Annotated in this window: 26 protein-coding genes and 1 tRNA gene; 19 read left to right on the forward strand and 8 right to left on the reverse strand. The window is 60.2% G+C overall.

Annotated elements, in window-relative coordinates; all coding sequences use genetic code 11:
* Positions 1-239: 239 nt before the first annotated feature.
* Positions 240-596: a YbaN family protein gene (locus tag G6L97_RS10135; RefSeq protein WP_003514002.1), complete on the forward strand. Its 357-nt coding sequence runs from the start codon at positions 240-242 to the stop codon at positions 594-596.
* A gap of 71 nt (positions 597-667) precedes the next feature.
* Here G6L97_RS10135 and G6L97_RS10140 read toward each other — a convergent pair whose 3' ends face one another.
* The 3 genes from G6L97_RS10140 to G6L97_RS10150 are packed head-to-tail and all read right to left on the reverse strand — an operon-like array spanning position 668 to position 3,425.
* Positions 668-1,450: a heme ABC transporter ATP-binding protein gene (locus G6L97_RS10140; RefSeq protein WP_019565087.1), complete on the reverse strand. Its 783-nt coding sequence runs from the start codon at positions 1,448-1,450 to the stop codon at positions 668-670.
* Positions 1,447-2,535 carry a FecCD family ABC transporter permease gene (locus G6L97_RS10145; protein ID WP_111784147.1) on the reverse strand — a complete coding sequence of 363 codons (1,089 nt, stop codon included), beginning with the start codon at positions 2,533-2,535 and terminating at the stop codon, positions 1,447-1,449. Before G6L97_RS10145 ends, G6L97_RS10140 begins: the two co-directional genes overlap by 4 nt.
* Complete coding sequence (locus G6L97_RS10150) at positions 2,532-3,425, reverse strand: heme/hemin ABC transporter substrate-binding protein (protein WP_111784146.1); 894 nt, start codon at positions 3,423-3,425, stop codon at positions 2,532-2,534. Before G6L97_RS10150 ends, G6L97_RS10145 begins: the two co-directional genes overlap by 4 nt.
* Positions 3,426-3,621: 196 nt before the next feature.
* On the opposite strand from G6L97_RS10150, the gene G6L97_RS10155 reads away from it, so the two are divergent.
* The 5 genes from G6L97_RS10155 (at position 3,622) to G6L97_RS10175 (ending at position 6,939) form a co-directional block, all read left to right on the forward strand.
* On the forward strand, positions 3,622-3,969 hold the full coding sequence (locus G6L97_RS10155; protein ID WP_003514016.1) for an antibiotic biosynthesis monooxygenase family protein: 348 nt from the start codon (positions 3,622-3,624) through the stop codon (positions 3,967-3,969).
* Positions 3,970-3,978: 9 nt separating this feature from the next.
* Positions 3,979-4,500, forward strand: coding sequence for a heme utilization cystosolic carrier protein HutX (gene hutX, locus G6L97_RS10160; RefSeq protein WP_065702602.1), 522 nt, complete (start codon positions 3,979-3,981; stop codon positions 4,498-4,500).
* Positions 4,501-4,655: 155 nt separating this feature from the next.
* Positions 4,656-5,432 (forward strand): YbaY family lipoprotein, encoded by a 777-nt coding sequence (locus G6L97_RS10165; RefSeq protein WP_111784145.1) that lies wholly within the window; start codon positions 4,656-4,658, stop codon positions 5,430-5,432.
* Positions 5,433-5,626: 194 nt separating this feature from the next.
* The gene (gene purU / locus G6L97_RS10170; RefSeq protein WP_003514019.1) at positions 5,627-6,511 is read left to right on the forward strand and encodes a formyltetrahydrofolate deformylase; all 885 of its coding nucleotides are present in this window, start codon (positions 5,627-5,629) and stop codon (positions 6,509-6,511) included.
* 98 nt (positions 6,512-6,609) lie between these two features.
* Positions 6,610-6,939, forward strand: a complete 330-nt coding sequence (locus G6L97_RS10175) for a hypothetical protein (RefSeq protein ID WP_111784183.1) — start codon at positions 6,610-6,612, stop codon at positions 6,937-6,939.
* Positions 6,940-6,981: 42 nt separating this feature from the next.
* Here G6L97_RS10175 and G6L97_RS10180 read toward each other — a convergent pair whose 3' ends face one another.
* Both G6L97_RS10180 and G6L97_RS10185 read right to left on the reverse strand, forming a co-directional pair.
* Entirely contained in the window at positions 6,982-8,358 is a 1,377-nt protein-coding gene (locus G6L97_RS10180) for a sensor histidine kinase (RefSeq protein WP_065687504.1), read from the reverse strand.
* Positions 8,355-9,035, reverse strand: a complete 681-nt coding sequence (locus G6L97_RS10185; protein ID WP_174002891.1) for a response regulator — start codon at positions 9,033-9,035, stop codon at positions 8,355-8,357. The genes G6L97_RS10180 and G6L97_RS10185 overlap by 4 nt, the downstream gene beginning before the upstream one ends.
* Before the next feature lie 69 nt (positions 9,036-9,104).
* On the opposite strand from G6L97_RS10185, the gene G6L97_RS10190 reads away from it, so the two are divergent.
* From G6L97_RS10190 to dps, 10 genes are all read left to right on the forward strand, one after another.
* Positions 9,105-10,184, forward strand: coding sequence for an ABC transporter substrate-binding protein (locus tag G6L97_RS10190; protein ID WP_019565081.1), 1,080 nt, complete (start codon positions 9,105-9,107; stop codon positions 10,182-10,184).
* A gap of 252 nt (positions 10,185-10,436) precedes the next feature.
* The gene (locus G6L97_RS10195) at positions 10,437-11,381 is read left to right on the forward strand and encodes a Bug family tripartite tricarboxylate transporter substrate binding protein (protein WP_174002893.1); all 945 of its coding nucleotides are present in this window, start codon (positions 10,437-10,439) and stop codon (positions 11,379-11,381) included.
* Positions 11,378-11,872, forward strand: coding sequence for a tripartite tricarboxylate transporter TctB family protein (locus G6L97_RS10200; RefSeq protein ID WP_013636754.1), 495 nt, complete (start codon positions 11,378-11,380; stop codon positions 11,870-11,872). The genes G6L97_RS10195 and G6L97_RS10200 overlap by 4 nt, the downstream gene beginning before the upstream one ends.
* A 107-nt stretch (positions 11,873-11,979) precedes the next feature.
* Positions 11,980-13,497, forward strand: a complete 1,518-nt coding sequence (locus G6L97_RS10205; protein ID WP_003514036.1) for a tripartite tricarboxylate transporter permease — start codon at positions 11,980-11,982, stop codon at positions 13,495-13,497.
* Positions 13,498-13,626: 129 nt separating this feature from the next.
* Positions 13,627-13,887: a hypothetical protein gene (locus G6L97_RS10210; RefSeq protein ID WP_003514037.1), complete on the forward strand. Its 261-nt coding sequence runs from the start codon at positions 13,627-13,629 to the stop codon at positions 13,885-13,887.
* Positions 13,888-14,087: 200 nt separating this feature from the next.
* Positions 14,088-15,026: a siderophore ABC transporter substrate-binding protein gene (locus tag G6L97_RS10215; protein WP_013636756.1), complete on the forward strand. Its 939-nt coding sequence runs from the start codon at positions 14,088-14,090 to the stop codon at positions 15,024-15,026.
* 119 nt (positions 15,027-15,145) lie between these two features.
* Entirely contained in the window at positions 15,146-16,111 is a 966-nt protein-coding gene (locus G6L97_RS10220; protein ID WP_174002895.1) for an ABC transporter permease, read from the forward strand.
* Entirely contained in the window at positions 16,104-17,072 is a 969-nt protein-coding gene (locus tag G6L97_RS10225; protein ID WP_003514044.1) for an iron chelate uptake ABC transporter family permease subunit, read from the forward strand. Before G6L97_RS10220 ends, G6L97_RS10225 begins: the two co-directional genes overlap by 8 nt.
* Positions 17,069-17,827 (forward strand): iron ABC transporter ATP-binding protein, encoded by a 759-nt coding sequence (locus tag G6L97_RS10230; protein ID WP_111783478.1) that lies wholly within the window; start codon positions 17,069-17,071, stop codon positions 17,825-17,827. The genes G6L97_RS10225 and G6L97_RS10230 overlap by 4 nt, the downstream gene beginning before the upstream one ends.
* A gap of 125 nt (positions 17,828-17,952) precedes the next feature.
* A complete protein-coding gene (gene dps, locus G6L97_RS10235; protein WP_003514046.1) occupies positions 17,953-18,441 on the forward strand; it encodes a DNA starvation/stationary phase protection protein Dps in 489 nt (162 codons plus the stop codon).
* 77 nt (positions 18,442-18,518) lie between these two features.
* Here dps and G6L97_RS10240 read toward each other — a convergent pair whose 3' ends face one another.
* Positions 18,519-18,740 carry a hypothetical protein gene (locus G6L97_RS10240; RefSeq protein WP_013636760.1) on the reverse strand — a complete coding sequence of 74 codons (222 nt, stop codon included), beginning with the start codon at positions 18,738-18,740 and terminating at the stop codon, positions 18,519-18,521.
* A 373-nt stretch (positions 18,741-19,113) separates the two neighbouring features.
* Here G6L97_RS10240 and G6L97_RS10245 point away from each other — a divergent pair.
* Together G6L97_RS10245 and G6L97_RS10250 are read left to right on the forward strand one after the other, a co-directional pair.
* Positions 19,114-19,188, forward strand: a tRNA-Gly gene (locus G6L97_RS10245).
* Positions 19,189-19,591: 403 nt separating this feature from the next.
* Positions 19,592-21,553 carry a methyl-accepting chemotaxis protein gene (locus G6L97_RS10250; protein WP_174002897.1) on the forward strand — a complete coding sequence of 654 codons (1,962 nt, stop codon included), beginning with the start codon at positions 19,592-19,594 and terminating at the stop codon, positions 21,551-21,553.
* Positions 21,554-21,695: 142 nt separating this feature from the next.
* On the opposite strand, the gene G6L97_RS10255 is transcribed toward G6L97_RS10250, so the two are convergent.
* Positions 21,696-22,529 carry an aldo/keto reductase gene (locus G6L97_RS10255; RefSeq protein WP_111783475.1) on the reverse strand — a complete coding sequence of 278 codons (834 nt, stop codon included), beginning with the start codon at positions 22,527-22,529 and terminating at the stop codon, positions 21,696-21,698.
* Between the two features lie 66 nt (positions 22,530-22,595).
* A complete protein-coding gene (locus G6L97_RS10260; protein ID WP_111783474.1) occupies positions 22,596-23,777 on the reverse strand; it encodes an MFS transporter in 1,182 nt (393 codons plus the stop codon).
* Between the two features lie 162 nt (positions 23,778-23,939).
* Here G6L97_RS10260 and G6L97_RS10265 point away from each other — a divergent pair, with 162 nt between their 5' ends.
* Positions 23,940-24,839, forward strand: a complete 900-nt coding sequence (locus tag G6L97_RS10265; RefSeq protein WP_111783473.1) for a LysR family transcriptional regulator — start codon at positions 23,940-23,942, stop codon at positions 24,837-24,839.
* Positions 24,840-24,846 lie beyond the last annotated feature (7 nt).

The raw sequence follows: 24,846 nt of genomic DNA on the forward strand, positions 1-24,846 counted from the left end.
TATCTCGTCGTCGTCCGGTTGTGCTCCGGACATTGCGGACCAACGGGATAAAGACAGAGTGCCGTGCTTTCAACCCTAAAGACGGATTAAGGAGCAGGGGAAACCGCCCGATCACGGCAAATGTGATGGCGAAACAGTTGGCGCATGACCTGGGCACGCGGGCTTTCCGGTCAAAATGGCCCTCACATTTCGCCCCGCCGCTCTATCCTGAGTAGAGAACTCATGATACCGGCATATCCATGCGCCTTCTGTACCTCTGTCTTGGCTGGCTTATGGTCGCGACCGGCATCGTCGGCGCGTTTCTTCCCGTTTTGCCCACCACGCCATTTCTGCTGCTGGCGCTCTGGTGCTTTTCCCGCTCCTCACCGAAACTCGAGGCGTGGCTTCTGACCCACCCCCGATTCGGCCCGTCGCTTCGGCAATGGCGCGAACGCGGCGCAATTGCCCGCAAGGCGAAGATTGCGGCCCTGTCGGCCATGTGTGCGAGTTATGCTGCCTTCTGGTTCCTGAGCGACCCGCCGGCTCTGCGCGCGGCAATCGTTGCCGCCGTCATGCTCGGCTCTGCACTCTTCATCGTCACCCGGCCGGAAAGCTGAGGCGACATCACCTTTAGAGCCTTGTCGCATTTCCTGACGGAAAACCGGGTTCCACTTTTCCTGGAAATACTCTAGCGATGCCTCGACTGCGGCAGCACATAAGGAATATGCCGCGCCGGCAGCCGTCCGACGACGCCGCCAATGCCATAGACCCTTGCAATCGTCTCGTCGCTGATCGTATCCAGCGATGGACCGCTCGCCGTTACCCGGCCGCCATGCATGACGATAAGTTGATCGGCAAATTCTGCCGCAAGGTTGAGATCGTGCAGGATGGCAAGCACGAGACCGCCGCCAATAGCGAAATCCCGCGCCGTTTCCAGCACCGCGATCTGGTGGCCGATATCGAGACTGGCCGTCGGCTCATCGAGAAAGAGAGCCCGCACCTCGCCGTTTTCCACGGGATGCGGCACCTGGGCGAGAGCGCGGGCAAATTGCACGCGCTGCTGCTCGCCGCCAGACAGCATGTTGTAGGAGCGCTGCTCGAACCCGCGAAGCCCGGCCCTGGCGAGCGCCCGGCGGGCCTGCTCTTCCGGCGCGCGCGACCCTTGCGCGACAGCGCCCATGCGCACGATTTCGAGCGCGGTGAAAGGAAAGGCAAGCTGGGTATTCTGTGGCAGAACGGCGCGGATGCGCGCAAGCTGAACCGGCGTAAACAACGGCAGGGCAACATCATTATAGGTCACTGAACCGGCCTCGGCACGCATCTCGCCGGACAGAACCTTCATCAGCGTCGATTTGCCGGCACCGTTCGGACCGATAATGACATTGACCTTGCCGGGCTTCAGATCGACGCAGACCTCGTCGAGCAGACGGCGGCCGGAGCGGATGAGGGTGAGGTTTTCGGCCTGGATCATGACATGTTCCGCATGGAAAATCCGCCGCGGCCAAGCAGCAGGAACAGGAAGACCGGCGCGCCGATCAGCGCGGTGACCACACCGATGGGCAATTCCGCCGGTGCCGCAACCGTGCGGGCAAAACTGTCGGCGAGAAGCAGAAGTGCGGCCCCGCCAAGTGCAGAGGCCGGCAGCAGGAAGCGGTGCGATGGGCCAATGGCAAGCCGCAGCAGATGCGGCACGACGATCCCGACAAAACCGATGGAGCCGGCAGCCGCCACGCTTGCCCCGCAGGCAGCGGCAACGGCCAGAATGACGACTCGCTTCAGCCGCTGCACGGGAATGCCCATGTGAAAGGCCGCCGCATCGCCAAGGATCAGCGCATCCAGCCCCCTTGCGACAAAGGGAATGATGGCAAGTACGACGACGATGAAGGGCAAGGTGGCGAGAACCTTGGCAGGGGTGGCCCCACCAAGCGAACCGAGAGACCAGAAGGTGATGTCGCGAAGCGCCCGGTCATCGGCAACAAAAATCATCAGGCCGGTCAGCGCACCGCTGATCGCCGCAACCGCAATGCCGGCCAGAATAAGCGTTGTCGTGGAGGTGGCGCCATCCCTTGTGGCAATGACGTAAAGCAGCCAGGTGTTCAAAAGCCCGCCGAAAAACGCCATCAGCGGCAGAAAATGCGGGCCGAAAAATACGGCGACCGTTGCAAGCGCACCTTCCCCAAGAGAAATGGCCGCAACCGCAAAAAGTGCTGCACCCGAGGTGACACCGACAATGCCGGGATCGGCCAGCGGATTGCGGAAAAGACCCTGCATCATGGCGCCCGAGACGCCAAGCCCGGCACCGATCAACATGCCGAGCGCCGTGCGCGGCAGTCGCACCGCCTCGAGAATGACTTTATCACGCGCATCGAGTTGATCCGCGCTGCCAGTCAGATAGGCCCAGAGTTCGGAAATGCCCACACCCGTGGGCCCGCTGACGAGCGACACGCCACAGGCAAACACCAGGATGCCAACGAGCACGGCAAGGGTAACGACCCCCTGACGGGATCTGTCACCGGCAACCCTGCCCTCCGTGGAACTCAAGGCAGCAAGGCTCACGGCTTCACCACATCAGGGTAGAGCTTGTGCGCCAGTTCACGACCGGCGGCGGGCGTGCGCGGGCCAAAACCGATGAGGTAAAGCCCGTCCATGCTGATCAGCGCCTTCTCCGCAGCAGCCGGCGTGGACTGGAACGCGGGCAGCGCGAAAATCTCATCCGCCTTGCCGGCATGGTCGCCGCGCGCCATGGTCAGCACCACATCGGGCGCGGAGGCGATGACCGCCTCATCCGTCAACGGCTTGTACCCGCTGATTTCCTGCGCGGCATTGATGCCGCCGGCCATTTCGATGATCGCCGCCGCTTCGGTGCCCTTGCCCGCCGCCATGATGCGACCGCCGGCGCTGGAGAGCACGAAGAGCACACGCTTCCTGTTCTTATCCGGCACGGCTGAGACGTCCTTGGCGAGCACATCAAGCCCGGCTTTGGTTTCCGCGGCCAACGCCTTTGCCTTGTCGGCAAGACCAACTGCCGCACCGACATCCTCGATCTTCCTGGGGATGGCGTCGCCGCTCGGCGGAGTATCGACGGTGACGAAAGGCACCGCACTGGCCTTGAGGATGGCAACGACATCCGCCGGGCCGGACCCGTCTTCAGACAGGATGAGATCGGGCTTCTGCGACAGAATGCCCTCCGACGAGAGCGCCCGCATATAGCCGATATCGGGCTTGGACAGCACGTCCGCCGGATAGCTGCTGGTGCTGTCACGCGCAACGATGCGGTCGCTCGCGCCAAGCGCATAAAGGATTTCCGTTACCGTACCGCCGACTGCAACGATGCGTTTCGCCTCCGGATTGCCCTTGTCCGAAGCTCTAGCTCCGGGCGCGGCAACGGCGATGACGGCGGGCACGAGGGCGGCGAAAACGAACGAGCGAAGGCTTAAATTCAACATGACGCTATCCTGAAACACAAGCTGGCACGGGCGGATACGGGATTGCCCATCTTATTTAACTTGAGTTATTTGCACATGTTTATAGAAGGCGCAATCGATAAGTGGAGTAAAATTGTTCGCTTTATCGTCAGCCTCTTTCCATCCACTCTTCGGCTGGATATCCTGACTGCAACTGTAAACTTAAAGGGAGACTTCCATGTTTATCGCAATGAACCGTTTTCGCGTCGTACCGGGCTATGAGGATACCTTCGAATCCATCTGGCGCGAGCGTAAATCGCACCTGAGCGAGCTGCCGGGCTATATCGAATTTCACATGCTCAAAGGCCCGAAGGCGGATGACCACACGCTCTATGCCTCGCACACCGTCTGGGCCACCAAGGACGATTTCCTGAGCTGGACCAAATCCGAACAGTTCCGTGCCGCCCATGCCAAGGCCGGTGAGAACCGTGGCAAGGTCGAATATCTTTCCGGCCCGCACTTCGAAGGTTTTGACGTCATCATCCACGAAGACAAGAATGGCGAACGCCGTTCGATTGCCGCCTGAGGCTCGCCGATGAGCATTGCAGCCCAAAAGACCGATGACCGGCAGGCCCGCGCTGCCGCAGCACTTGCCGAAAAGCCTGACGGCATCGTGGAAGCCATTGCCGCCAAGGCAGAGGTGACATCAGCCGAAGTTCTGGCGATCCTGCCGCAAGGTGCGGCCGTTTCGGCTGGTTCCGATCAGTTCGACGCGATCTGGAACGAGATGCGCGGCTGGGGCGAAGTCCTGATGATCGTCCAGACCGGCGATATCGTGCTGGAAGTGCCGGGCGACCTGCCAGAGGGCAGCGAAAGCCACGGCTGGTTCAACATCCACGGTGACAGCCCCATCGGCGGCCACATCAAGAAGGACAATTGCACTGGCATCACCTTCGTCGATCGCGGCTTTCACGGCCGACGCTCCTGTTCCGTCTGGTTCATGAATGCCGCCGGCGGCGCCATGTTCAAGATTTTCGTCCGTCGCGACGAAAACAAGGAACTGCGTGGCGATCAGCTGGCCAAGTTCGAAGCGCTGCGGGACAGTTTCCGTGCCTAAGTGAATGGGAGGCTGCTGGTGGTGGCCTCCCTCCTTTCTCATCAATCCGCGATGGCTCAGCCCCACTCGTGAGGAGACATTCACCGGTTCATCGCCCGTTCAGTGCCGTTTTTTATCATCCGCTGAAATTCGATCAGCAGCACGGAGCAAGCACCATGAACGACCGCCAGCCACTTCTTTCGCGCCGGAATTTCGCAGGGCTCCTCGCGCTTGCACCGCTTTTTGCAGCGGGCGGTGCGGCTGCCGCACCCGCAAGCCTGCGCGGCAGCGTTTCCTATCGCGAGCGGATCGCCCTGCCGCCGGGCGCGACTGTTATAGTGCGCCTCATCGATGTCTCGCTGGCGGACGCGCCTTCGCAGACGATCGCCGAAACCACCATACGCCCGCGTGGGCAGGTGCCGGTACCCTTCGTTTTGCGTTATGACGACCGCGACATCCGTGGCCGCCGCTCCTATGCGCTCAGCGCCGAAATCCGCGAGGGCGACCGGCTGCTCTTCACCACCACGCGCCGTTACTCGGTTCTGGCCGGTGGGCGTGACGACACCGATCTCGTTCTGGAACGGGTGGCGGCGGCTCCAGGCAGGCCGGAGCCGCAGGCTGGCATTGAGGGGCGCTGGCTGGCGCAGGAAATCCGTGGCGAAAGGGTTCGCGGCCGCCGCGAGGCAACGCTGGAAATTTCCCGCGAGGGCCGCGTTTCCGGCAATGCCGGCTGCAACGGCATCGGCGGCGAGGTGAAGATAAGCCGCAACCGCGTCGATTTCGGCCGGATGATTTCCACCCAGATGGCCTGCGCTCCTGACATCATGCGCCAGGAAAGGCAGTTCATCGAAGCGCTTGAAGGCGCCCGCTCCTTCCGGCTCGAACCGCGCCGCGGCTCGCTGGAGCTGATCGACGGCCGCGGCCGCCCGGCCATGCGCCTGCGCCGCGCCTGAGAGCGGTAACGGCAGGCGGCAACGCCTGCCGCCGCCGTGCTGGCCGTGGAACATTCCATGTCGCTTCCGGCACGGCGCGGCCCCTTTTCCCGTCTTATGACTTTGCTGCACTCGTCTTGGCGCTTTGCTCCGCCACAGAGCTGCGCTATGGAACGCGCCAACTGCGCCGGTTCAAAGTCTTTGAGGGAAAACGAATGACAACCTATGTTCTGACAGTAGCCTGCAAATCGACCCGCGGCATCGTCGCCGCGATTTCCGGTTATCTGGCGGAAAAGGGCTGCAACATCGTCGACAGTTCGCAGTTTGACGACCTCGAGACCGGCAAGTTCTTCATGCGCGTTTCCTTCATTTCCGAAGAGGGCGCGACGATGCAGGCCATCACCGAGGGCTTTCAGCCGGTGGCGGAAAAATTCGGCATGGAAGCCCGCATCTATAGCGACGGCCAGCGCATGAAAACACTTCTGATGGTGTCGCGCTTCGGCCATTGCCTCAACGATCTGCTCTACCGCTGGAAGATCGGCGCGCTGCCGATCGATATCGTCGGCGTCGTCTCCAACCATTTCGAATATCAGAAAGTGGTGGTCAACCACGATATTCCCTTCCACCACATCAAGGTAACGAAGGAAAACAAGCCGCAGGCCGAAGCGCAGCTGATGGACCTGATCGAGACCAGCGGCACCGAACTGGTGGTGCTGGCGCGTTACATGCAGGTGCTGTCCGATAACATGTGCCGCAAGATGTCGGGCCGTATCATCAACATCCACCACTCCTTCCTGCCATCCTTCAAGGGCGCCAACCCCTACAAGCAGGCCTATGACCGCGGCGTAAAGCTGATCGGCGCGACAGCCCATTACGTCACCGCCGATCTGGACGAAGGCCCGATCATCGAGCAGGACACGGTGCGCGTCACCCATGCCCAATCTGCCGAAGACTACGTCTCTCTTGGCCGTGATGTGGAAAGCCAGGTGCTGGCACGCGCCATCCATGCCCACATCCACCACCGCACCTTCATCAACGGCAACCGCACCGTAGTCTTCCCGCCAAGCCCGGGCAGCTACGCTTCGGAACGGATGGGCTAATACGCCACGAAAACAACGTGGAATTATTTTTACCGACCGGCAACCGAGCATCCCATGTGACCGTTTCTTCACTGTAGCCCAACAGCGAGGTCTCTCACATGAAAAAACTCGTCATTGCCGGCGCCGCGTTTCTCATCGCGGCGGGGTCCAGCTTCGCCCAGCAGCCGCCACCACCGCCGGGACAAGCGGACGCTGGTTCAAGGGCGGATGCGCCGCCGCCACCTCCTCCGCCCGGCCCTGGTGGTCCGAGGGAAGCAGGCTGGCGGGACGGCCCGCATGGCAAGAGAATGCCACCCCCGCCCTCCAAGGCAGCGCATTTCAGGATTGAAGACGGCGAGCGCAAAATCGACGTCAAATGTGCCGATGACGAGCCAATGAAGGCCTGCGCTGACATCATGATGCAGATTATCGATAAGATGAACGAATAGGACCGCGAGTCTAATCCAAGGGGACGGCGCAGCAGTGCCGCCTCAGGAAAACTCCACCCGGGCCCTTAAGCCCCGCCCGCCCGCGCCGTCCTCCAGCGTCAGTCGCCCGCCGAACAGCCCGGCGATCTCCTCGATGATCGCAAGGCCGAGGCCGGCGCCGGGGGCGGCGTTGGCTTCGCCGCGGGCGAAGCGCTGGCGCACCATGGCGCGTTTTTCCGTGGGTATGCCGGGGCCGTTATCTTCCACTTCCAGCCAGACGGCGCCCGCTTGCCTGCCGACGCGCACGGTGACTTCCGCACCACGCCCCGCGTAGTTGATGGCATTGGAAACGAGATTGCCGATCAGTTCACCGATAAGGAGCGGCTCGGCGAGAATTGTCGCTTCGCCCTCGCCTTCGAAACCGAGATCGATGCCGGCGTCGGCCGCGCGTGGCACGAAATCTGCCGTCACGTTTTGCGCCACCGCCACGAGGTCGATCTCGGAAAAATCATGTTTTTCGCTCGAACCGGCAGCATCGATATTGGCCATGCGTAGCAACTGGGCGAGGATGTGTTCGGCATGGGCCACCGAAGCGCCGCCCTTGCGGGCCGCCGCCTGCGCGTCTTCGAGACTTGCGGCGCGGGCGGAAAGCGCAAGCTGGGTGCTGATGATGGCAAGCGGCGTGCGCAATTGATGGCTGGCATTACCGGTGAAATGCCTGAGCGCATCGAGCGCCGATTGCAGCCGCACCATGAAGGAATTGACCGTTTCCACCAGATTTTCCACCTCCACCGGCACGGATTGCCGGATTGGATGCAGGTCGTTGGGGCTGCGCTCGGCAATCGCTTCGCTGAGCCGGTAAAGCGGCCGGAGCGAAATCGTCACGGCGATCCAGACGATGATCGCCGCGCCCACGATCATGAACAGCAGGCGCAAGGCCGAGCGCAGGATGATGGCCTGCGCAAGCTGGCTGCGGGCGATCGTCGTTTCAGCCACCGTCACGGAAAAGGGCACGGAATTGATGCCGGTGGAAGCAAAACGGCGGATCGCAGCGATGCGGATCGGCTCGTCACGAAACACGGCATCGCGATAGGCAGGCGTTTCTCCGGCCGGATTCTCCACCGTCGGCAGATTCTGGTAACCGGTGAGAAATTGCCCGTTTGGCCCGTCGACACGATAAAACACCCGGTCCTGCGCCGCCGATGTCAGCATTTCCAGCGCAACATAGGGAATATCGACCTCCAGCGAGCCGTCTTCGGCCACCACCACCCGCTCGGCAATCGCAAGCGCAGAACCTGACAGCACCCGGTCGGAGACGACATTGGCCGTATTGACCGCCTCGCGCCAGGTATCAGTGAGCGCAACGCAGCCGATGATGGCGGTGGAGATGAGAAGCCAGCCTAAAAGACGCCGCCTGAGCGAATAGGCGGCCTGTCTCATTCAGCCATCTCCGGCAGCTTTTCCAGATAATAGCCGATGCCACGCGCCGTCTTCACCGTCAGCCCGTGGGGGGCAAGCCGCTTGCGGAGCCGGCTGACATATTGCTCGATGGCGTTGCCTGATATCTCGTCGTCGAAACCGGTCAGCGATTGCACGATCGCCTCCTTGGCAACCACCTTGCCCGCCCGCATGAACAGCACCTCGAGCAGCGCCACTTCACGCGCCGGAATATCGAGCGGGCGCCCATCGGCTGAAAAGGTGCGGGATGTGAGGTCGAACAGGACTTTGCCGAAGCTGAGCGTAGACGAGCGCAGTCCGGCATTGCGGCGCAGCAGCACCCGCACCCTCGCCTCAAATTCGGTGATGTCGAAGGGCTTGATCATGTAGTCGTCGGCGCCGAGATCGAGCCCCTTGACCTTCTCCTCCGGCGTGCCACGCGCCGTCAGGATCAGCACCGCCGCCTTGTCCTGGCGCGAGCGCATGGAGCGCAGCACCTCGATGCCGTCCATTTCCGGCAGGTTGAGGTCGAGAATGACGAGATCGAAATTTTCCGCCGCAATCGCCGCGTCGGCGGAAGCGCCGTCTGAAACGACATCCACCGCATAACCGCTGCCGCGCAGAAGCGCACACAGCCCTTCCGACAGCACCTGATTGTCCTCGACCAGCAAAAGACGCAATTCTTCCTCCCGCAACATTGCCGAGCTTATCCAAGCCCTTGGCGCTTGTGAATGGCAAGCGCGTGCGGCATGATCTTTTCCATGCGTATCGCCGTTTTTCTCTGTCTCTGTCTTTGCATGGCCTCACCGGCGCTTGCACAAGTCGCCGTTTTCCCTGCACCATCAGGCAAGGCGGATGCGGAAACGCTGGTGGTTTATTCCTCGCTGGACGAACCGCTGGCCACGCCGATGATCGAGGGTTTCCAGAAGGCCAACCCCGATATCGCCGTCCATTACGAGGACATGCTGACCGGCGAAATCTATGATCGCATCGTGAAAGAAACCGATGCGGGCAAAAAGACCGCCGATTTCGCCTTTTCATCCGCCATGGATTTGCAGGTGAAGTTGAGCAATGACGGTTACGCCCAGCGCTCCGACCTTGCCATGAGCGCGCGCTGGCCCACCTGGGCCAACTGGCGCAACACCGCCTATGCGCTGACCTTCGAGCCGGCGGTGTTCGTGTATCACAAGCCGAGCTTCACCACCGAAAAGCCGCCCGCCACCCGTGCCGAATTCGTCGATTATCTTGAGCGCCACGCCAAGGAAGTGCATGGCCGCATCGCTACCTACGACATTGAGCGCTCCGGCGTCGGCTTCCTGTTCATGTCGCGCGATCAGGAGCAGTTCGGCGATATATGGAGCGTCATCAAGGCCATGGGCGCGGCCGGCGTGAAGGTCTATTCCACGTCATCCGCCATTCTGGAGCGTGTCTCCGACGGGCGCTTCGTGCTGGGCTACAATATTCTCGGTTCCTACGCGGCCGACTGGGCCTCGCGCCATCCCGATGTCGGCATCGTTCTGCCCAAGGACTATACCGTGGTCATGTCGCGCATCGGGCTGGTGCCGGAAGCCGCCGCCAACCCGGCGCTCGGCCGCCGCTATCTCGAATTCTTCATGTCCAAGGAGGGCCAGACGATCATGGCCCGGCAATTGCAGATCCCCGCCGTCAGCCCTGACGTGGCGGGCGAAAACACCGCCAACACCATGCAGGCGATCCACGGCGCACAATTGCGCCCCGTGCCCGTCAGCCCGGGCCTGATGGTCTATCTGGATCAGGTCAAGCGCAGCCGCCTGATCGAGCGTTGGAACGAGGCGCTACGCTCGCAATAGTAGACGGCAAGCACAAATTAATAGAGAGTAAATGCGCAAGGACTTGCGGTGCGTCAGTTAGATGACAGCTTTTTATGATGCTCTGCAATCCTTCTTCATTCCGTGGAGGCGGAAGAAGATGCGGGAGGAAATCTTGAGGACCGTAGAGCTCCGCGCTGCCCTGGCAGCGTCAGTATAAGCACGGCCTGAAACTCCCTTCCGCATAAACGAAAAACGACGCCCAAAAAGGGCATCCTGAGGAGGGTTTTCTAAGTGAAACATTTTCTTATCGGCACATTTCTGGCAGGCGTGATCGCGCTTCCGGCGGTCGCAGCGGACTACACCATCATCGCGCCGGCCAATCCCGGCGGCGGCTGGGACCAGACCGCGCGTTCCCTGCAGACCGTGCTGCAGGAAGAAGGCATTTCCAAGAGCGTTCAGGTGCAGAACGTGCCAGGTGCCGGCGGCACCATCGGTCTTGCACAGTTCGCCAGCCAGCAGAAGGGCAACCCGAACGCCCTCATCGTCGGCGGTTACGTGATGGTCGGCGCGATCCTCACCAACAAGGCGCCCGTCACCCTCAAGGAAGTGACGCCAATCGCCCGCCTGACCGGTGAATATGAAGCAATCGTCGTTCCGGCATCTTCGCCGCTGAAAACCATCGGCGACCTCGTCGACCAGCTCAAAAAAGATCCGGGCAGCGTGTCCTGGGGCGGCGGCTCGGCCGGCGGCACCGATCATATCGCTGTTGGCCTGATCGCCAAGGCGGCCGGCGTCGATCCGACCAAGATCAACTACATCGCCTATTCCGGCGGCGGCGAAGCGCTTGCCTCGATCCTCGGCTCGCAGGTAACAGCCGGCATTTCGAGCTACGGCGAATTCGAAAGCCAGGTCAAGGCGGGCACGCTGCGCCTGCTGGCCGTTTCCAGCGAAGAGAAGCTGGAAGGCGTTGACGCACCGACGCTCAAGGAAAGCGCCCTCGACGTCGTCGTGCAGAACTGGCGCATGGTCGCTGCTCCTCCCGGCCTGACACCGGAACAGGAAAAGGCAGTCAGCGCCGATATCGAGAAGCTGGCGAAATCCGCAAAGTGGCAGGAAACGCTGAAGACCAAGAGCTGGATGGATACCTATCTTTCCGGTGACGAGTTCAAGGCGCAGCTTGCCAAGGACACCGACGCCACCGCCGCCATCCTCAAAGAAATCGGACTGGTAAAATGAGCCAGGGTTCCAACCCTTCACAACATCAAGAGCGCCGCCCTGACTGGGCGGCGCTGGCGATCGCCGTAGCCCTCGTCCTCATCGCCTGCGTGATCTTCTGGGACAGTGCGCGTCTCGCCAGCGTCACCGGCTACTCGCCGGTCGGTCCGGCAACGGTCCCCTACGCCATCGCCTTCTGTCTTGTCGGCCTTGCGCTCTGGACAGCCATCGAAGCCTGGCGCGGTGATTTTCCTGAACGGGACAAACAGGAAGTCGCCCCGGTCATATGGGTCGTCGCCGGCCTTGCCGCGCAGATGCTGTTGCTGAACGTCGCCGGTTTCTCCATCGCTACCGGTCTCCTGTTTGCGTTTACGGCGCGCGCCTTCGGCAAACGCAAGCTCTGGTATTCGATCCCCATCGGCATCGCTCTGAGCTTCGTCATCTGGATCATCTTTGCGCGGCTGCTGCAACTTTCTCTGCCTGCCGGGCCTCTGGAACGGCTGTTGTTCTAACAGCCATTCCGGCCAAAATTCGAGATCACAGGAAACCGCCGGCGCGCGATGACGCAAACGCCAGCCGTTCCGCCCGCCCATCTGCTCGACTTGGGGGACATCTGTCCATGAGTACGTTTGAATTCCTGCTGCACGGTCTTGAGGTTGCTGCCCAACCCATGAACCTGCTCTATGCGCTGATCGGCGTGACACTCGGCACTGCCGTCGGCGTTCTGCCCGGCATCGGGCCGGCGCTGACGGTCGCTCTGCTTCTGCCCGTTACATACCGGCTTGATCCCGCCGGTTCGCTCATCATGTTCGCCGGCATCTATTATGGCGGCATGTATGGCGGATCGACCACCTCGATCCTGCTCAACACGCCGGGCGAAAGCGCATCGATCGTGACTGCGCTCGAAGGCAACAAGATGGCCCGTGCGGGCCGCGGCGGCCCGGCACTTGCCACCGCCGCCATCGGCTCCTTCGTCGCTGGTCTCATCGCCACCGTCGCTCTCGCCTTTGTTGCACCCTATATCGTCAAGCTGGCGCTGGTTTTCGGCCCGCGCGAGTATTTCGCGCTGATGGTGCTCGCTTTTGTCACCGTCTCCTCGGCTTTCGGAGACTCGGCACTGCGCGGCCTTACCTCGCTGTTCATCGGCTTCGCGCTCGCCATCGTCGGTATCGACCAGTTGACCGGCCAGACCCGCATGAGCTTCGGCATTCCCGACCTTCTCGACGGCGTGGAAGTGACGACGCTTGCGGTGGCCATGTTCGCCATCGGCGAGACGCTGTTCATCGTTGCGCAGGGCCAGAGTGGCGACGAGAAGGTCGAAGCCGTCAAGGGTTCGGTCTGGATGAGTGCACAGGACTGGGCGCGTTCCTGGAAACCCTGGTTGCGCGGCACATTGATCGGCTTCCCGATTGGCGCCATGCCTGCCGGTGGTGCTGAAATCGGCACCTTCCTTTCCTATGCCACCGAAAAGCGGCTCAGCAAACATCCGGAAGAATTCGGCCATGGCGCCATCGAAGGGGTTGCCGGTCCGGAAGCCGCCAACAATGCCTCCGCTGCCGGTACGCTCGTGCCCCTCCTGACGCTCGGCCTGCCGACGACGGCAACCGCTGCCATCATGCTTGCCGGTTTCCAGCAGTTCGGTCTTCAGCCCGGCCCGCTGCTGTTTGCCACCAATCCGCAGCTGGTCTGGGGTCTTATCGCCAGCCTGTTCATTGCCAACCTGATGCTGCTGGTGCTCAATCTGCCGCTCATCGGCCTGTGGGTGAAGCTGCTGACCATCCCGAAACCCTGGCTCTATGCCGGCATCCTGCTGTTTGCGACGCTCGGTACCATCGGCGCCAACCCGTCCGTGTTCGAACTCGGCATGCTGCTCGCCTTCGGTATCCTTGGTTACATCATGCGCATCTTCGGTTATCCGATCGCGCCTGCCGTGGTCGGCCTCATCCTCGGGCCGCTTGCCGAACAGCAGCTTCGCCGTGCACTCGCCATCGGCCAGGGCGACCCGACCGTGCTGCTCACCTCACCGATTGCCGTCGGCCTGTTCCTTGTCGCAGCCGCCGCCTTCATCGTCCCGCTCATCATGCGCATCCGCGGCCGCGGCGAGGTGCTGACGCAGCTTGCCGCCAACGAGGACTGATAACAAACAGCCTCCCAAGGCAACTGGCCCCGTCTCCTTCCGGATGCGGGGCCCTTTTTATTCACGGCAACGGGATGTGTGGCGCAGGCACGGCCGTGATAGTATTCCTGTCCAACGCAGGAGAAAAACATGCGCAAGATCGCGATCATGCTGGTTCTGGGCCTTGCCGGCTGTGCCACCGCGGCACCCGACGTGCAACCCATTCCGGGCAGCATCACCTATGGCGGACAACCCCATACCAAATTGACCAAGTCACCCATCGGCAGCACGCTCAGCCACGAATTCGTCATGGGCGATGGCCGGCTGGCGATTGAAACCTACCGCATCCAGCCTGACCGGTCGCTGAAACTGGAAAGACGCGAGATCGTCGGCGACTGGCCGCCGAATTGAAAGAAGATACGGCCCCTGATGTGGCTCCGGGGTTTGCTTCCGGTGCCACACACATTTCCCGCTCACGGCAATTCAGAATTATTCTAAAACATATTTTTGATTTCCGCATACCTTGCCAATAAAGCTGACAGCGAACATCAAGTTACGCCTGCGGGATCCGCTTCCGCAGGGTCAAGAACCATATTGCAAGGGACATATCCGTGGCCATCAACTTCACCTTCCCCGTTCGGCTGCTGGCAGCAGCGGCCTTCAGCCTTGGCGCAATGACCGCAGGCGCTGAGGAAATGACGATCAAGCACGCGCAGGGCGAGACCGTTCTCAAAGCCGCGCCGAAAAAGGTTCTGGTTCTGGATATCCCCTCGCTCGACAATCTCGATGCGATGGGCGTCGAGCCAGCTGGTGTCCTTGGTTCCAACCTGCCGACCTATCTCCAGAAATATGCCGATGGCAAATATCTGAAGGTCGGCACGCTGTTCGAACCCGATTACGAGGCGATCAATGCGGCAGAAGCCGATCTCGTCATCGTCGGCGGCCGTTCGCGTGCGAAATATCCCGATGTTGCGAAGATCACGCCCGCCATCGACATGTCGATCGATTCCAAGGAATTCATCGCGAGCGTCAAAGCCAATATCACCAAGCTCGGCGATATCTTCGGCAAGCAGGAAGAAGCAAAGAAGCTCGACGCCTCCATCGACGAGAAGGTCGCAAAGCTGAAGGCCATCGCGCCGAATTCCGGCACGGCGATGATCCTCGTCACCAATGCCGGCAAGGTCGGTGTTTACGGCCCAAGCTCGCGCACCGGCTGGCTGCACACGGAAATCGGCTTCAAGCCGGTCGCTCCTGATATCGATGACCGCTTCGACCGGGGCGATGTCGTGTCCTTCGAATATCTGGCCGAGGTCAATCCCGAATGGCTGTTCGTGATCGACCGCGATGCCGGCATCGGCCGCGCAACGGACCCAGGCAAGGCCGCCGCCCAGGTGCTGGACAACGAACTGATCCACCAGACCAACGCCTGGAAGAAAAAGCAGATCGTCTATCTCGACCCGCAGGCGGCCTATATCGTCAGCAGCGGTTATACGGCGCTCACCACCTTGCTTGATCAGGTCTACGAGGCCGTGTCCGAGAAGAAGTCGTAAAAACTGCCTTCGCGACGTCATCCCCGGGCTTCTCCCGAGGATGACGAAGGAGAGGTTCAGTCCTCCGGGCAATCTGCGAGGTCGAAGCGAGCCATCACCATTTTCGAAAAACCACTGACGTGAAATCCCTGTCCCTCATCCTCGCCCTCCTTCTGGCGCTGACACTCGCCATCGTCAGCCTGTTCGTCGGCGTGAGCAACGTCTCGCTGGCGACGCTTTTTGCGCCGGATACGAGCGCGGATGCACTGCGGGTGCTCCTCGTCAGCCGCATTCCGCGCACGCTGGCGCTCATACTAGCCGGAAGCTCGATGGCGATTGCCGGTCTCATCATGCAGATGCTGGTGCGCAACCGCTTCGTGGAGCCTTCGACGGCTGGCACCACCGAATCCGCCGGCCTTGGCCTGCTCACCGTCACCCTGCTTGCCCCGGAAACGCCGATCTTCGGCAAGATGCTGGTGGCCGCCGCTTTCGCGCTGGCGGGAACCGGACTTTTCCTGCGTATTCTACGGCAGGTGCCGCTGCGCGATGTGCTGCTGGTGCCGCTGATCGGCATCATGCTGGGCGGCGTCATTTCTGCCGTCACCACTTTCTTCGCCTATCGTTTCGATCTGCTGCAATCGCTCGGCGCGTGGATGACCGGGGATTTTTCCGGCGTGCTGCGTGGCCGCTATGAATTGCTGTGGATCGGCTTCGTTTTCGCCATCGCTGCCTATCTCGCCGCCGACCGTTTCACGGTGGCAGGCATGGGGCGCGACTTCACCACCAATCTCGGACTGAACTATCGCCGGGTGATGGCGCTCGGCCTCACCATCGTCTCGCTGGTCAGTGCCGTCGTCGTCGTCACGGTGGGTATGATCCCCTTTCTCGGCCTGATCGTGCCGAATGTGGTCAGCCTGATGATCGGCGACAATATGCGCCGTTCCGTGCCCTGGGTGGCGACGCTTGGCGCGGTCTTCGTTCTTGCCTGCGACATCATCGGCAGAACGGTGCGCGCGCCCTATGAGATACCGATCGGAACCGTGGTCGGCGTCATCGGCAGCGCGTTGTTCCTCTATCTCCTGCTCCGGAAACGCCACCATGCATGAGAGACATCCCGACCGGCGCGCGAAACTCGTACTGCTGATGCTTCTCGCACTGGCGCTCATCTCCATGGCTGCCTTCATGACGCTCGGTGCAAAGGGCAGTTGGAGCTTCATCCTGCCGTTTCGCGGCATCAAGCTTCTGTCGCTGCTGTTGGTGGCCTATGCCATCGCCGTTTCGACGGTATTGTTCCAGACGGTCACCAACAACCGCATTCTCACCCCTTCGGTGATGGGTTTCGATTCGCTCTATGTGCTGGTGCAGACGGCGCTGATCTTCGTGTTTGGCTCGGCAACCGTGGTGATGATCGATCCGCAGCTGAAGTTTCTTGCCGAAACCGCGCTGCTCGTCACCTTCTCCGCCCTGCTCTACCGCTGGCTTTTCGTCGGCGCGGAACGCAGCCTGCATCTTCTGGTGCTGGTCGGCATCGTCTTCGGCGTGTTCTTTCGCAGCCTCTCGGGCTTCATGCAGCGCGTGCTGGACCCGAATGAATATGCGGTGCTGCAGGATGTGCTGTTCGCCAGCTTCAATTCCATCGATCCCACCCTTCTTGCGGTATCAGCCATCATCGTCGGCGTGGTGACGATTATCGGGTTGCGGCTCCTGCACACGCTCGACGTCCTTTCGCTCGGCCGCGCAACGGCCATCAGCCTTGGCGTGGACTACAAGCGAACGGTGACGATCATCCTCGTGCTGGTCTCCGTTCTCGTTGCCGTTTCCACCGCACTCGTCGGCCCCGTCATGTTCTTCGGGCTGCTGGTTGCGGCGCTGGCCCATTATCTCACAGGCAACGGCAAACATGCCTATGTGCTGCCGGCTGCAATCCTCATCGCCATCATCTGCCTGGTCGGCGGTCAGGTGGTGCTGGAGCGGATCTTCGCCTTCAACACGGCGCTTTCCATCATCATCGAATTTCTGGGCGGCATCGTCTTTATCGGTCTTATTCTCAAGCGGGGTGCGCGATGATCATCGCCAGTCAGATCAGCAAATCCTATGGCGAAACGGTTGTTGTCGATGGCGTCTCCGTCGCCATTCCGGCAGGCGGCGTCACCTCCATCATCGGGCCGAACGGGGCGGGAAAATCCACGCTGCTCTCCATCGTGGCACGGCTGATGTCCATGGATGCGGGAACCGTGACGGTGGACGGGCTGGATGTGACCAAGACCCCTTCCGACACGCTGGCAAAACGGCTCTCGATCCTCAGGCAAGACAACCACATCTCGTCACGCCTGACGGTGCGCGATCTCGTCGGTTTTGGACGTTATCCCTATTCCAAGGGCCGTCCCACCATCGAGGACAAGGTCCATATCGACCGGGCGCTGGAATATCTCCATCTCGAAAACCTTTCCGGCCGCTTTCTCGACGAGCTTTCCGGCGGCCAGCGTCAGCGCGCCTTCGTGGCAATGGTTCTGTGTCAGGACACGGACTATGTGCTCCTGGACGAGCCGCTCAACAATCTCGACATGAAACACGCCTCAAGCATGATGAAGATCATGCGCCGCGCCGCCGACGAGCTGAAGAAGACCGTGGTTCTGGTGCTGCACGACATCAACTTCGCCTCCTGGTACTCCGACACCATCATCGCCATGCGTGATGGCCGAATCTGCCGCCAGGGACCGGCGGAACAGATTATCCGTCCGGAGGTTCTGCGGGAAATCTACGACATGACCATCAGTGTCAACGACATAGACGGTCGACGCATCTGTCTGTTTTATGAGTGAGATACGACGATTGCAGAGGTTTTTTGCCATTGCCGCCCGAGCGACGGAACAGGGCAACCGGCCAGGGCGTTAATCGGCGGAGATTTTGCCAAACGGCATTCCGTCCGCAACGTCAGGAGACATCGATGAAGACGCACAAGACGAAGAACGACCTGCCTTCCAACGCCAAATCAACGGTGATGGGTATTCTGAACGAATCGCTCGCTTCGGTGATCGACCTTGCACTGGTGACCAAGCAGGCGCACTGGAACCTGAAAGGCCCTCAATTCATCGCCGTGCACGAACTTCTCGACACCTTCCGCGCCCAGCTCGACAATCACGGCGATACCATTGCCGAACGTGTGGTGCAGCTTGGTGGCACGGCGCTCGGTAGCCTGCAATCCGTCTCTTCGACGACCAAGCTCAAGGCCTATCCGACCGATATCTACAAGATCCACGATCATTTGGACGAACTGATCGCCCGTTATGGCGACGTGGCCAACATGATCCGCAAGGCTATCGATGATTCCGACGAGGCCGGCGACCCGACGACAGCGGATATCTTCACCGCCGCCTCGCGCGATCTCGACAAGGCGCTGTGGTTCCTCGAGGCGCACGTTCAGGAAAAGAGCTGAGCCGTAACGCGGCTACCGACACCACACACACGAAAGCGCCCGAGATGCCCGGGCGCTTTTTTAATGAAATGGCGCAATCAGTGCCGACGTAAAACCGCAAGACCGATGTCGCGCAACATCTCATGATCGAGAATGCCGCGCTGGGCGCTACGGATCAAAACCGCCGCGCACTCGTTGGCGACGTGGCTACAGCGATCTTGAAGGCACTCGAAACATACGCCGTCGAAAATATTCTGCAGATCGGTGATCTGCTGGGGCGACAATTGTGCGCCGACTCTTTCAAAAGCTGCATACGACAAGGCTCATCCTCCCGATGATGACATGCCAAGTATCGTTTCTTTTTTTGTGGACATGAAATTTGTACACCCGAACGAATCACTTGTCGAATCAGATTTTAACCAAATGTAAACAGGTTATTTTTTGGCCATCCGGCCGGTTGTGTGCTTTTACAACCCAAATAAAGGCCAGCCGAAACAATACCTTCGCCCGCCAACACCCTTTTTTACGACGCATCGGGCCGGTCGTTTTGAATAAACCCACAGGCCAGACGGATTTCCACCGAAACCGCAAAAGAAACTGTTGCATTCCAAAAACGATTGAGCGATATAGCACCCGTCGCCACGCTTTGGCGGCCCGCGGTCCAGCGAACTACCCCGGACCAGCGGTTTTTGAGCGGGTGTAGCTCAGGGGTAGAGCACAACCTTGCCAAGGTTGGGGTCGAGGGTTCAAATCCCTTCGCCCGCTCCAGTTTTCCCTGGAAAACGTTGGGTTTGTCAAAGCGCTTACGGGCACCGCCCTGATTTTGCCGCCGGTCCCAGATAGCTCCTCTTCAACCGAAGCCTACCCGCATGTTCTGGGCCGATCTGACGCCCAACCATAGTCCCGTGCCCTAGACACCGAACTTATTCGCTTCAGGAAGGCGTTTGCGGACGTGCAAGACATGATAGCCGATTTGGATTCTCATTAGAATTATTTAGTATTAAATATTATTCTTATTTAATATAAGAGTACAGTATATTATTATAAGATACGCAATTACTAATAATACATAATTGTTTCTTAAATTTGTAAGTATAATCATCACCGGAAAAGCGCATGATGCCGAAATATGACCCATGAAGGGCTCGATTTTCTTGTGGGAGCCATAACGATGAGAAATATTCCCGTTGTCGGAAAGTTTTTGACGGTATTTGCGCTATTCGGCGTATGTGTAATCCTGATTGCGGCCTACTCCGCCATACAGATCAAATCGATCGATGGAAGTTATAGTGACCTTATTGCGCGTGACAGCGCAGCGGCCTTGAATTTGGCACTCGCGAACCAAGAACTGCTGAACGGGCGTGCGGCTTTGGCCGATATGATGATCGCCTTTACGGAACAGGGTAATGCCGCTGCCGAAGCTGAGGTGAAGGCCACACGCGACAAGTTCATGGTATCGATGGATGGAGCCATCGCCAATATCCCCGAAGACAACCGCCTGCGCGTACTCAAGGACGACGTGACGACGCTCTATAACGTGACGTGCAAGAACGCCTGGCACCTGGGCCGAACCGCATCAACCGTGGATGAGGCACTTGCGTCGCAAAAAGCGTTTGGCACCGAGTGCCAGCCAGTCTTTGCCAAGATCGGCGCGAAACTTACACAGATAGCCACTGATATTTCGAACCGTAGCGCCCAGCAGAGCGATGATCTGAGCGACATAAGCCAACGGACTGCACTAATTACCGTCGCGGCGGTCGTCCTCGGCTTCATCACCGTCGTCGTCATCGGATATTTCGCGATCAGCAGCTGGCTTGTCACGCCGATCCGGGGTCTTGTCGGCACGATGCAAACGCTTGCGGAGGGTAACCTGTCCGTCAAGGTCGAGGGAACGGACCGGCGCGACGAGGTCGGCACGATGGCAAAGGCCGTTGAGGTCTTCAAGGATAACGAATTGAAGGCCCGCCGGCTGGAAGCGGATGCGGCGCAGGTGCGTAACCAGTCCGAGGCAGAGCGTCAAAGAACCGCCGAAATTGATCGCAGGCGCGCCGCCGAAATGGCGGAAGCGACCAGCGGCCTTGCCGAAGGTCTGAAGCATATGGCCAATGGCGACCTGTCCTACCAGCTGAAAACGCCTTTCTCCGCAGAATTCGAAAGCCTGCGTGCGGACTTCAATATCGCCGTAAACCAGCTTAGCAAAACACTGCTGTCCGTTGCCGATGTAACGGCCACGATCGACAACGGCTCTCGCGAGTTGAGTTCGAGTGCGAGCGACCTGTCGCAACGCACGGAAACCCAAGCCGCATCGCTGGAAGAAACAGCCGCAGCGCTCGACCAGATAACCAGCAACGTCAGCAATTCGACCAAACGGACTGAGGAGGCCCGGATCGTGGCGGTCGAGGCCAACAGATCCGCCCAGACATCCGGTCAAGTCGTGGCAACTGCGGTCGATGCCATGAAGCGCATAGAAAGCTCTTCAAGCCAGATTTCCAACATCATAGGCGTCATCGACGAGATTGCCTTCCAGACCAATCTTCTGGCACTCAACGCCGGCGTCGAGGCGGCCCGTGCGGGCGAGGCAGGCAAGGGCTTTGCGGTTGTGGCACAGGAAGTGCGTGAACTGGCCCAGCGCTCGGCGCAAGCGGCCAAGGAAATCAAGGAGCTTATCCGCAACTCCGCCGACGAAGTGCAGAACGGCGTGAAACTCGTGACCGCAACCGGCGACGCCCTGAAGATCATTGAAAGTCACGTCATCGCCATCAATACACAACTCGACGCCATCGCGACATCCGCAAGGGAACAGTCGGTCGGGTTGGCCGAGGTCAACAGCGCGGTGAACCAGATGGACCAGGTCACGCAGCACAATGCCGCGATGGTCGAAAGGGCTACGGCCTCCAGCGCATCGCTTGCCGGTGATGCCGAAAAACTCCGCCAGATCGTCGGCCAGTTCAAGCTGGATGGCGCAATGGCCAGCACCAGCACGGCTAGAACCGCATATATGCCTTCAGCGCCGGTGCGCGTTGCGGACAACGCACAGCCGAGACCATCCCCGGCGCGTCGCATGATCGGCCAGGTGGCCGCAGCGCTCGGCGTATCCACGGCCTCGAAAGATCAGACATGGGGCGAATTCTGATCCACTTTCTCAGAAGACACCCGGATAGCTTATCCGGGTGTCTTAAGGTTATCTATATCAGTGAAAACCGCTCCCCCGTCATGCCGGGCTAGACCCGGGTGACGGCACCAGGAGGAATTCCACCCATACCCGTTGGCAACGGTCAGGCAGCCGCGTCCCATACCGGCGCAAGCCCGTCCGGCGAGACGATACGGCCATCCGGTCGAGCAAGAGCACGGATCGCATCCGTCTCAGCGACCGACAGCGTGAAATCGAAGATCGCAAGGTTTTTATCAACACGGGCTTCGCTCACGGTCTTCGAAAGCGCAATCACACCCTGCTGCTGCACGAGCCAGCGCAGCACCACCTGCGCCACCGACTTGCCCCGGCTTGCGGCGATGTCCTTTAGAACCGGATCGGCAAAAACCTTGCCGTCGGCCATACCGTAATAACCCGTCACCGACATGCCGGCAGCCTTGGCCGCCGCGATCACCATATCCTGATCGATATAGGGATGGTATTCGATCTGATTGGTAACGATCGGTGCCTTTGACAAACTGACCGCCTCATCCATCAGCGCCGTATTGAAGTTGGACACGCCGATATGGCGAACCTTGCCGGCGTCGCGAACAGCGTTCAGCGCATCGATCTGCTCGGCCAGCGTTACCGCCTCGTTCGGCCAGTGCAGAAGCAGGAGATCGACATAATCGGTCTTCAGTTTTTTCAGGCTCTCATCGACGGAGGCAAGAAAGGCATCGTGCCTGTAGTTCTCCACCCAGACCTTGGTGGTCAGGAAGATATCGCTGCGTGCCACGCCGGAACCGGCAATGGCTTCGCCGACTTCGGCCTCATTACCGTAAATCTGCGCGGTATCGATATGGCGAAAGCCGGCCTTCAGGGCATGCGGAACGATCCGAAGAACATCGGGGCCGGGAATACGGAAGGTACCGAAGCCAAGCGCCGGGATCGATGCGCCGTTGGCGGTGACATCAAACATATATTTTCTCCTTTTAGGGTACGCCCGGCCAGCCCTTAGGCAGTGGCCGGGATTTATATGAAAAACTCAGGCAGTCTTCAGCGAGAGCGAGGCGCGACGGTCGAGTGCACTGCTCCAGAGGGTGAGGATGAGGGCAATGGCGACAAGGATGGCGCCGACCCATGGGGTTGCGGCAAGGCCCATCGGCGATTCCACCACCAGACCGCCAAGCCACGCACCAATCGCGATGCCGAGATTGAAGGCGGCGATATTGAGCGCCGAGGCGACATCGACAGCGCCGGGGCGGTGTTCCTTGGCCAGCTGCACCACATAAAGCTGCAGGCCGGGAACGTTGGCGAAGGACAGGAAGCCGAGCGCCACCAGCGTGATCAGGGTCAGAACCGGCGAAACGGCGGTGAAGGAAAAGACCAGAAGCACGATGGCTTGTGCCAGAAAGAGTCCGATCAACGCCTTGACCGGATTGTGGTTGGCGATTTTGCCGCCACCGATATTACCGGCGGCAATGGCGATGCCGTAGAGCACAAGGATCAGGCCGACGCTCTTTTCGGAGAAGCCTGTGACATCCTGAAGGATCGGCGCCAGAAAGGTGAAGGCGACGAAGGTGCCGCCGTAACCAAGTGCGGTCATGGCGAAAACGATGAGCAGTCGGCCAGAACCCAGCACCCGCACCTGATCGAGAAGGCTGGCGGGCGGCGCTTTCTTCAGCGTTCCCGGCAACAGGGCCGCGATACCGGCAAAGGCGATGACACCAAGACCTGCAACCGCCCAGAAGGTGGCGCGCCAGCCAAAAATCTGCCCGATATAGGTACCGATCGGCACGCCGGTGACGATGGCGACGGTCAAACCCATGAACATCATGGCAATCGCCGAGCCACGGCGGTTTTCCGGCACGAGATCGGCGGCGATGGTGGCGCCAACGGAGAAGAACACGCCATGGGCGAAGGCGGAAAGCACCCGCGCGACCAGAAGCGTCTCATAGCTTGGCGACACGGCGGCTGCGACATTACCGACAACGAACAGCGTCATCAGACCCAGCAGCAGCGGCTTTCTTTCGATCTTGCCGGTCAGCGCAGTCAGGATCGGCGCACCGAAAGTGACACCCAGCGCGTAAACGCTGACGATAAGGCCGGCAAGCGGCAGGGTAATGTGGAGATCTGCGGCGACCGTCGGCAAAAGACCGACGATGACAAACTCCGTGGTTCCGATCGCGTAAGCCGCGATCGTCAAGGCAAATATGGCCAATGGCATGACGAGTACCTCTTCGCCCGGAGCGGGATCGCGGGCGTTATGGACAGCGGGTACTGTCCGGTTGGATCAACTTTGTGATTGCAATATGGGCGAAGGGGACTTGCATGATAATCAGCAAGATTGGATAAAGGCCTTTGAATTAATTTCACAAGTGGTGCAGCGATGGACAACAGGGCCGGAGAAATGGAAGTCTTCGTCGCGGCAGCCGAGCTGGGGAGTTTTTCCGCAGCCGGGCGCAGGCTCAAGCTTTCACCCTCGGCGGTGAGCAAACTTGTCACCCGCATTGAAGACCGCCTCGGCACCCGCCTTCTCGCTCGCTCCACCCGCGTGGTGACGCTGACGCCGGAGGGGGAAATCTATCTTTCTCGGGCAAGGCGCATTCTGGCCGACATCGCCGATACGGAGCAGATCGTAGCAGGCGGCGGCAAGGTGGTGCCGCGGGGGCTATTGCGTGTCAACGCCACGCTGGGCTTCGGCGAAAGGTATCTTCTGCCGCTCGCACCGGAGTTTTTATCTCTTTATCCGGAAATCGAGCTGGATATCTCGCTGACCGACGGCGTCATCAGCCTTATCGAGGAGCGCACCGACATAGCGATACGATCCGGCGGGATGGCGGATTCGTCCCTCAAGGCAAGAAAGCTGAAAGAGGTCCGCCGGATCATCGTCGCCTCCCCTGCCTATATCGAGAAACATGGCATGCCGGAAAAGCCGCAGGATCTGGCCCAACACAATTGCATCAGCTTCAATTTCAGTCGCAGCCTCAACGAATGGCCTTTCCGTGATCCCGGCATGACGGAAGTCTACCGCCTTCCCGTGACCGGCAACGCCTCGGTCAACAGCGGCATGGCAATGCGTAGGCTGTGCCTGACGGGCCTTGGGCTGGGAAGGGTCGGAGAGTTTCATGTCGAGCCGGATATCGAGGCCGGTCTGCTCGTGCCGGTGCTGGAGGATTACAATCCGGGCGACATGGAGGTGATCCACGCCGTTTATGCCGGACATGATCACCTGGCCGCCCGCGTACGCGCCTTTATCGATTTTGTCGCGGCAAAGGTCGGGCGGTGACTAGCTG

The organism is Agrobacterium tumefaciens, from assembly GCF_013318015.2.
Taxonomy (GTDB): domain Bacteria; phylum Pseudomonadota; class Alphaproteobacteria; order Rhizobiales; family Rhizobiaceae; genus Agrobacterium; species Agrobacterium tumefaciens.

Coding starts and splice junctions, on each gene's coding strand:
- G6L97_RS10260 (WP_111783474.1), bottom strand. CDS start 23,777: ATGCCATTGGCCATATTTGCCTTGACGATCGCGGCTTACGCGATCGGA.
- G6L97_RS10150 (WP_111784146.1), bottom strand. CDS start 3,425: ATGTTGAATTTAAGCCTTCGCTCGTTCGTTTTCGCCGCCCTCGTGCCC.
- G6L97_RS10180 (WP_065687504.1), bottom strand. CDS start 8,358: ATGAGACAGGCCGCCTATTCGCTCAGGCGGCGTCTTTTAGGCTGGCTT.
- G6L97_RS10135 (WP_003514002.1), top strand. CDS start 240: ATGCGCCTTCTGTACCTCTGTCTTGGCTGGCTTATGGTCGCGACCGGC.
- G6L97_RS10210 (WP_003514037.1), top strand. CDS start 13,627: ATGCGCAAGATCGCGATCATGCTGGTTCTGGGCCTTGCCGGCTGTGCC.
- hutX (WP_065702602.1), top strand. CDS start 3,979: ATGAGCATTGCAGCCCAAAAGACCGATGACCGGCAGGCCCGCGCTGCC.
- G6L97_RS10205 (WP_003514036.1), top strand. CDS start 11,980: ATGAGTACGTTTGAATTCCTGCTGCACGGTCTTGAGGTTGCTGCCCAA.
- G6L97_RS10250 (WP_174002897.1), top strand. CDS start 19,592: ATGAGAAATATTCCCGTTGTCGGAAAGTTTTTGACGGTATTTGCGCTA.
- G6L97_RS10265 (WP_111783473.1), top strand. CDS start 23,940: ATGGACAACAGGGCCGGAGAAATGGAAGTCTTCGTCGCGGCAGCCGAG.
- G6L97_RS10200 (WP_013636754.1), top strand. CDS start 11,378: ATGAGCCAGGGTTCCAACCCTTCACAACATCAAGAGCGCCGCCCTGAC.
- G6L97_RS10165 (WP_111784145.1), top strand. CDS start 4,656: ATGAACGACCGCCAGCCACTTCTTTCGCGCCGGAATTTCGCAGGGCTC.
- G6L97_RS10225 (WP_003514044.1), top strand. CDS start 16,104: ATGCATGAGAGACATCCCGACCGGCGCGCGAAACTCGTACTGCTGATG.
- G6L97_RS10190 (WP_019565081.1), top strand. CDS start 9,105: ATGATCTTTTCCATGCGTATCGCCGTTTTTCTCTGTCTCTGTCTTTGC.
- purU (WP_003514019.1), top strand. CDS start 5,627: ATGACAACCTATGTTCTGACAGTAGCCTGCAAATCGACCCGCGGCATC.
- dps (WP_003514046.1), top strand. CDS start 17,953: ATGAAGACGCACAAGACGAAGAACGACCTGCCTTCCAACGCCAAATCA.
- G6L97_RS10230 (WP_111783478.1), top strand. CDS start 17,069: ATGATCATCGCCAGTCAGATCAGCAAATCCTATGGCGAAACGGTTGTT.
- G6L97_RS10140 (WP_019565087.1), bottom strand. CDS start 1,450: ATGATCCAGGCCGAAAACCTCACCCTCATCCGCTCCGGCCGCCGTCTG.
- G6L97_RS10175 (WP_111784183.1), top strand. CDS start 6,610: ATGAAAAAACTCGTCATTGCCGGCGCCGCGTTTCTCATCGCGGCGGGG.
- G6L97_RS10155 (WP_003514016.1), top strand. CDS start 3,622: ATGTTTATCGCAATGAACCGTTTTCGCGTCGTACCGGGCTATGAGGAT.
- G6L97_RS10255 (WP_111783475.1), bottom strand. CDS start 22,529: ATGTTTGATGTCACCGCCAACGGCGCATCGATCCCGGCGCTTGGCTTC.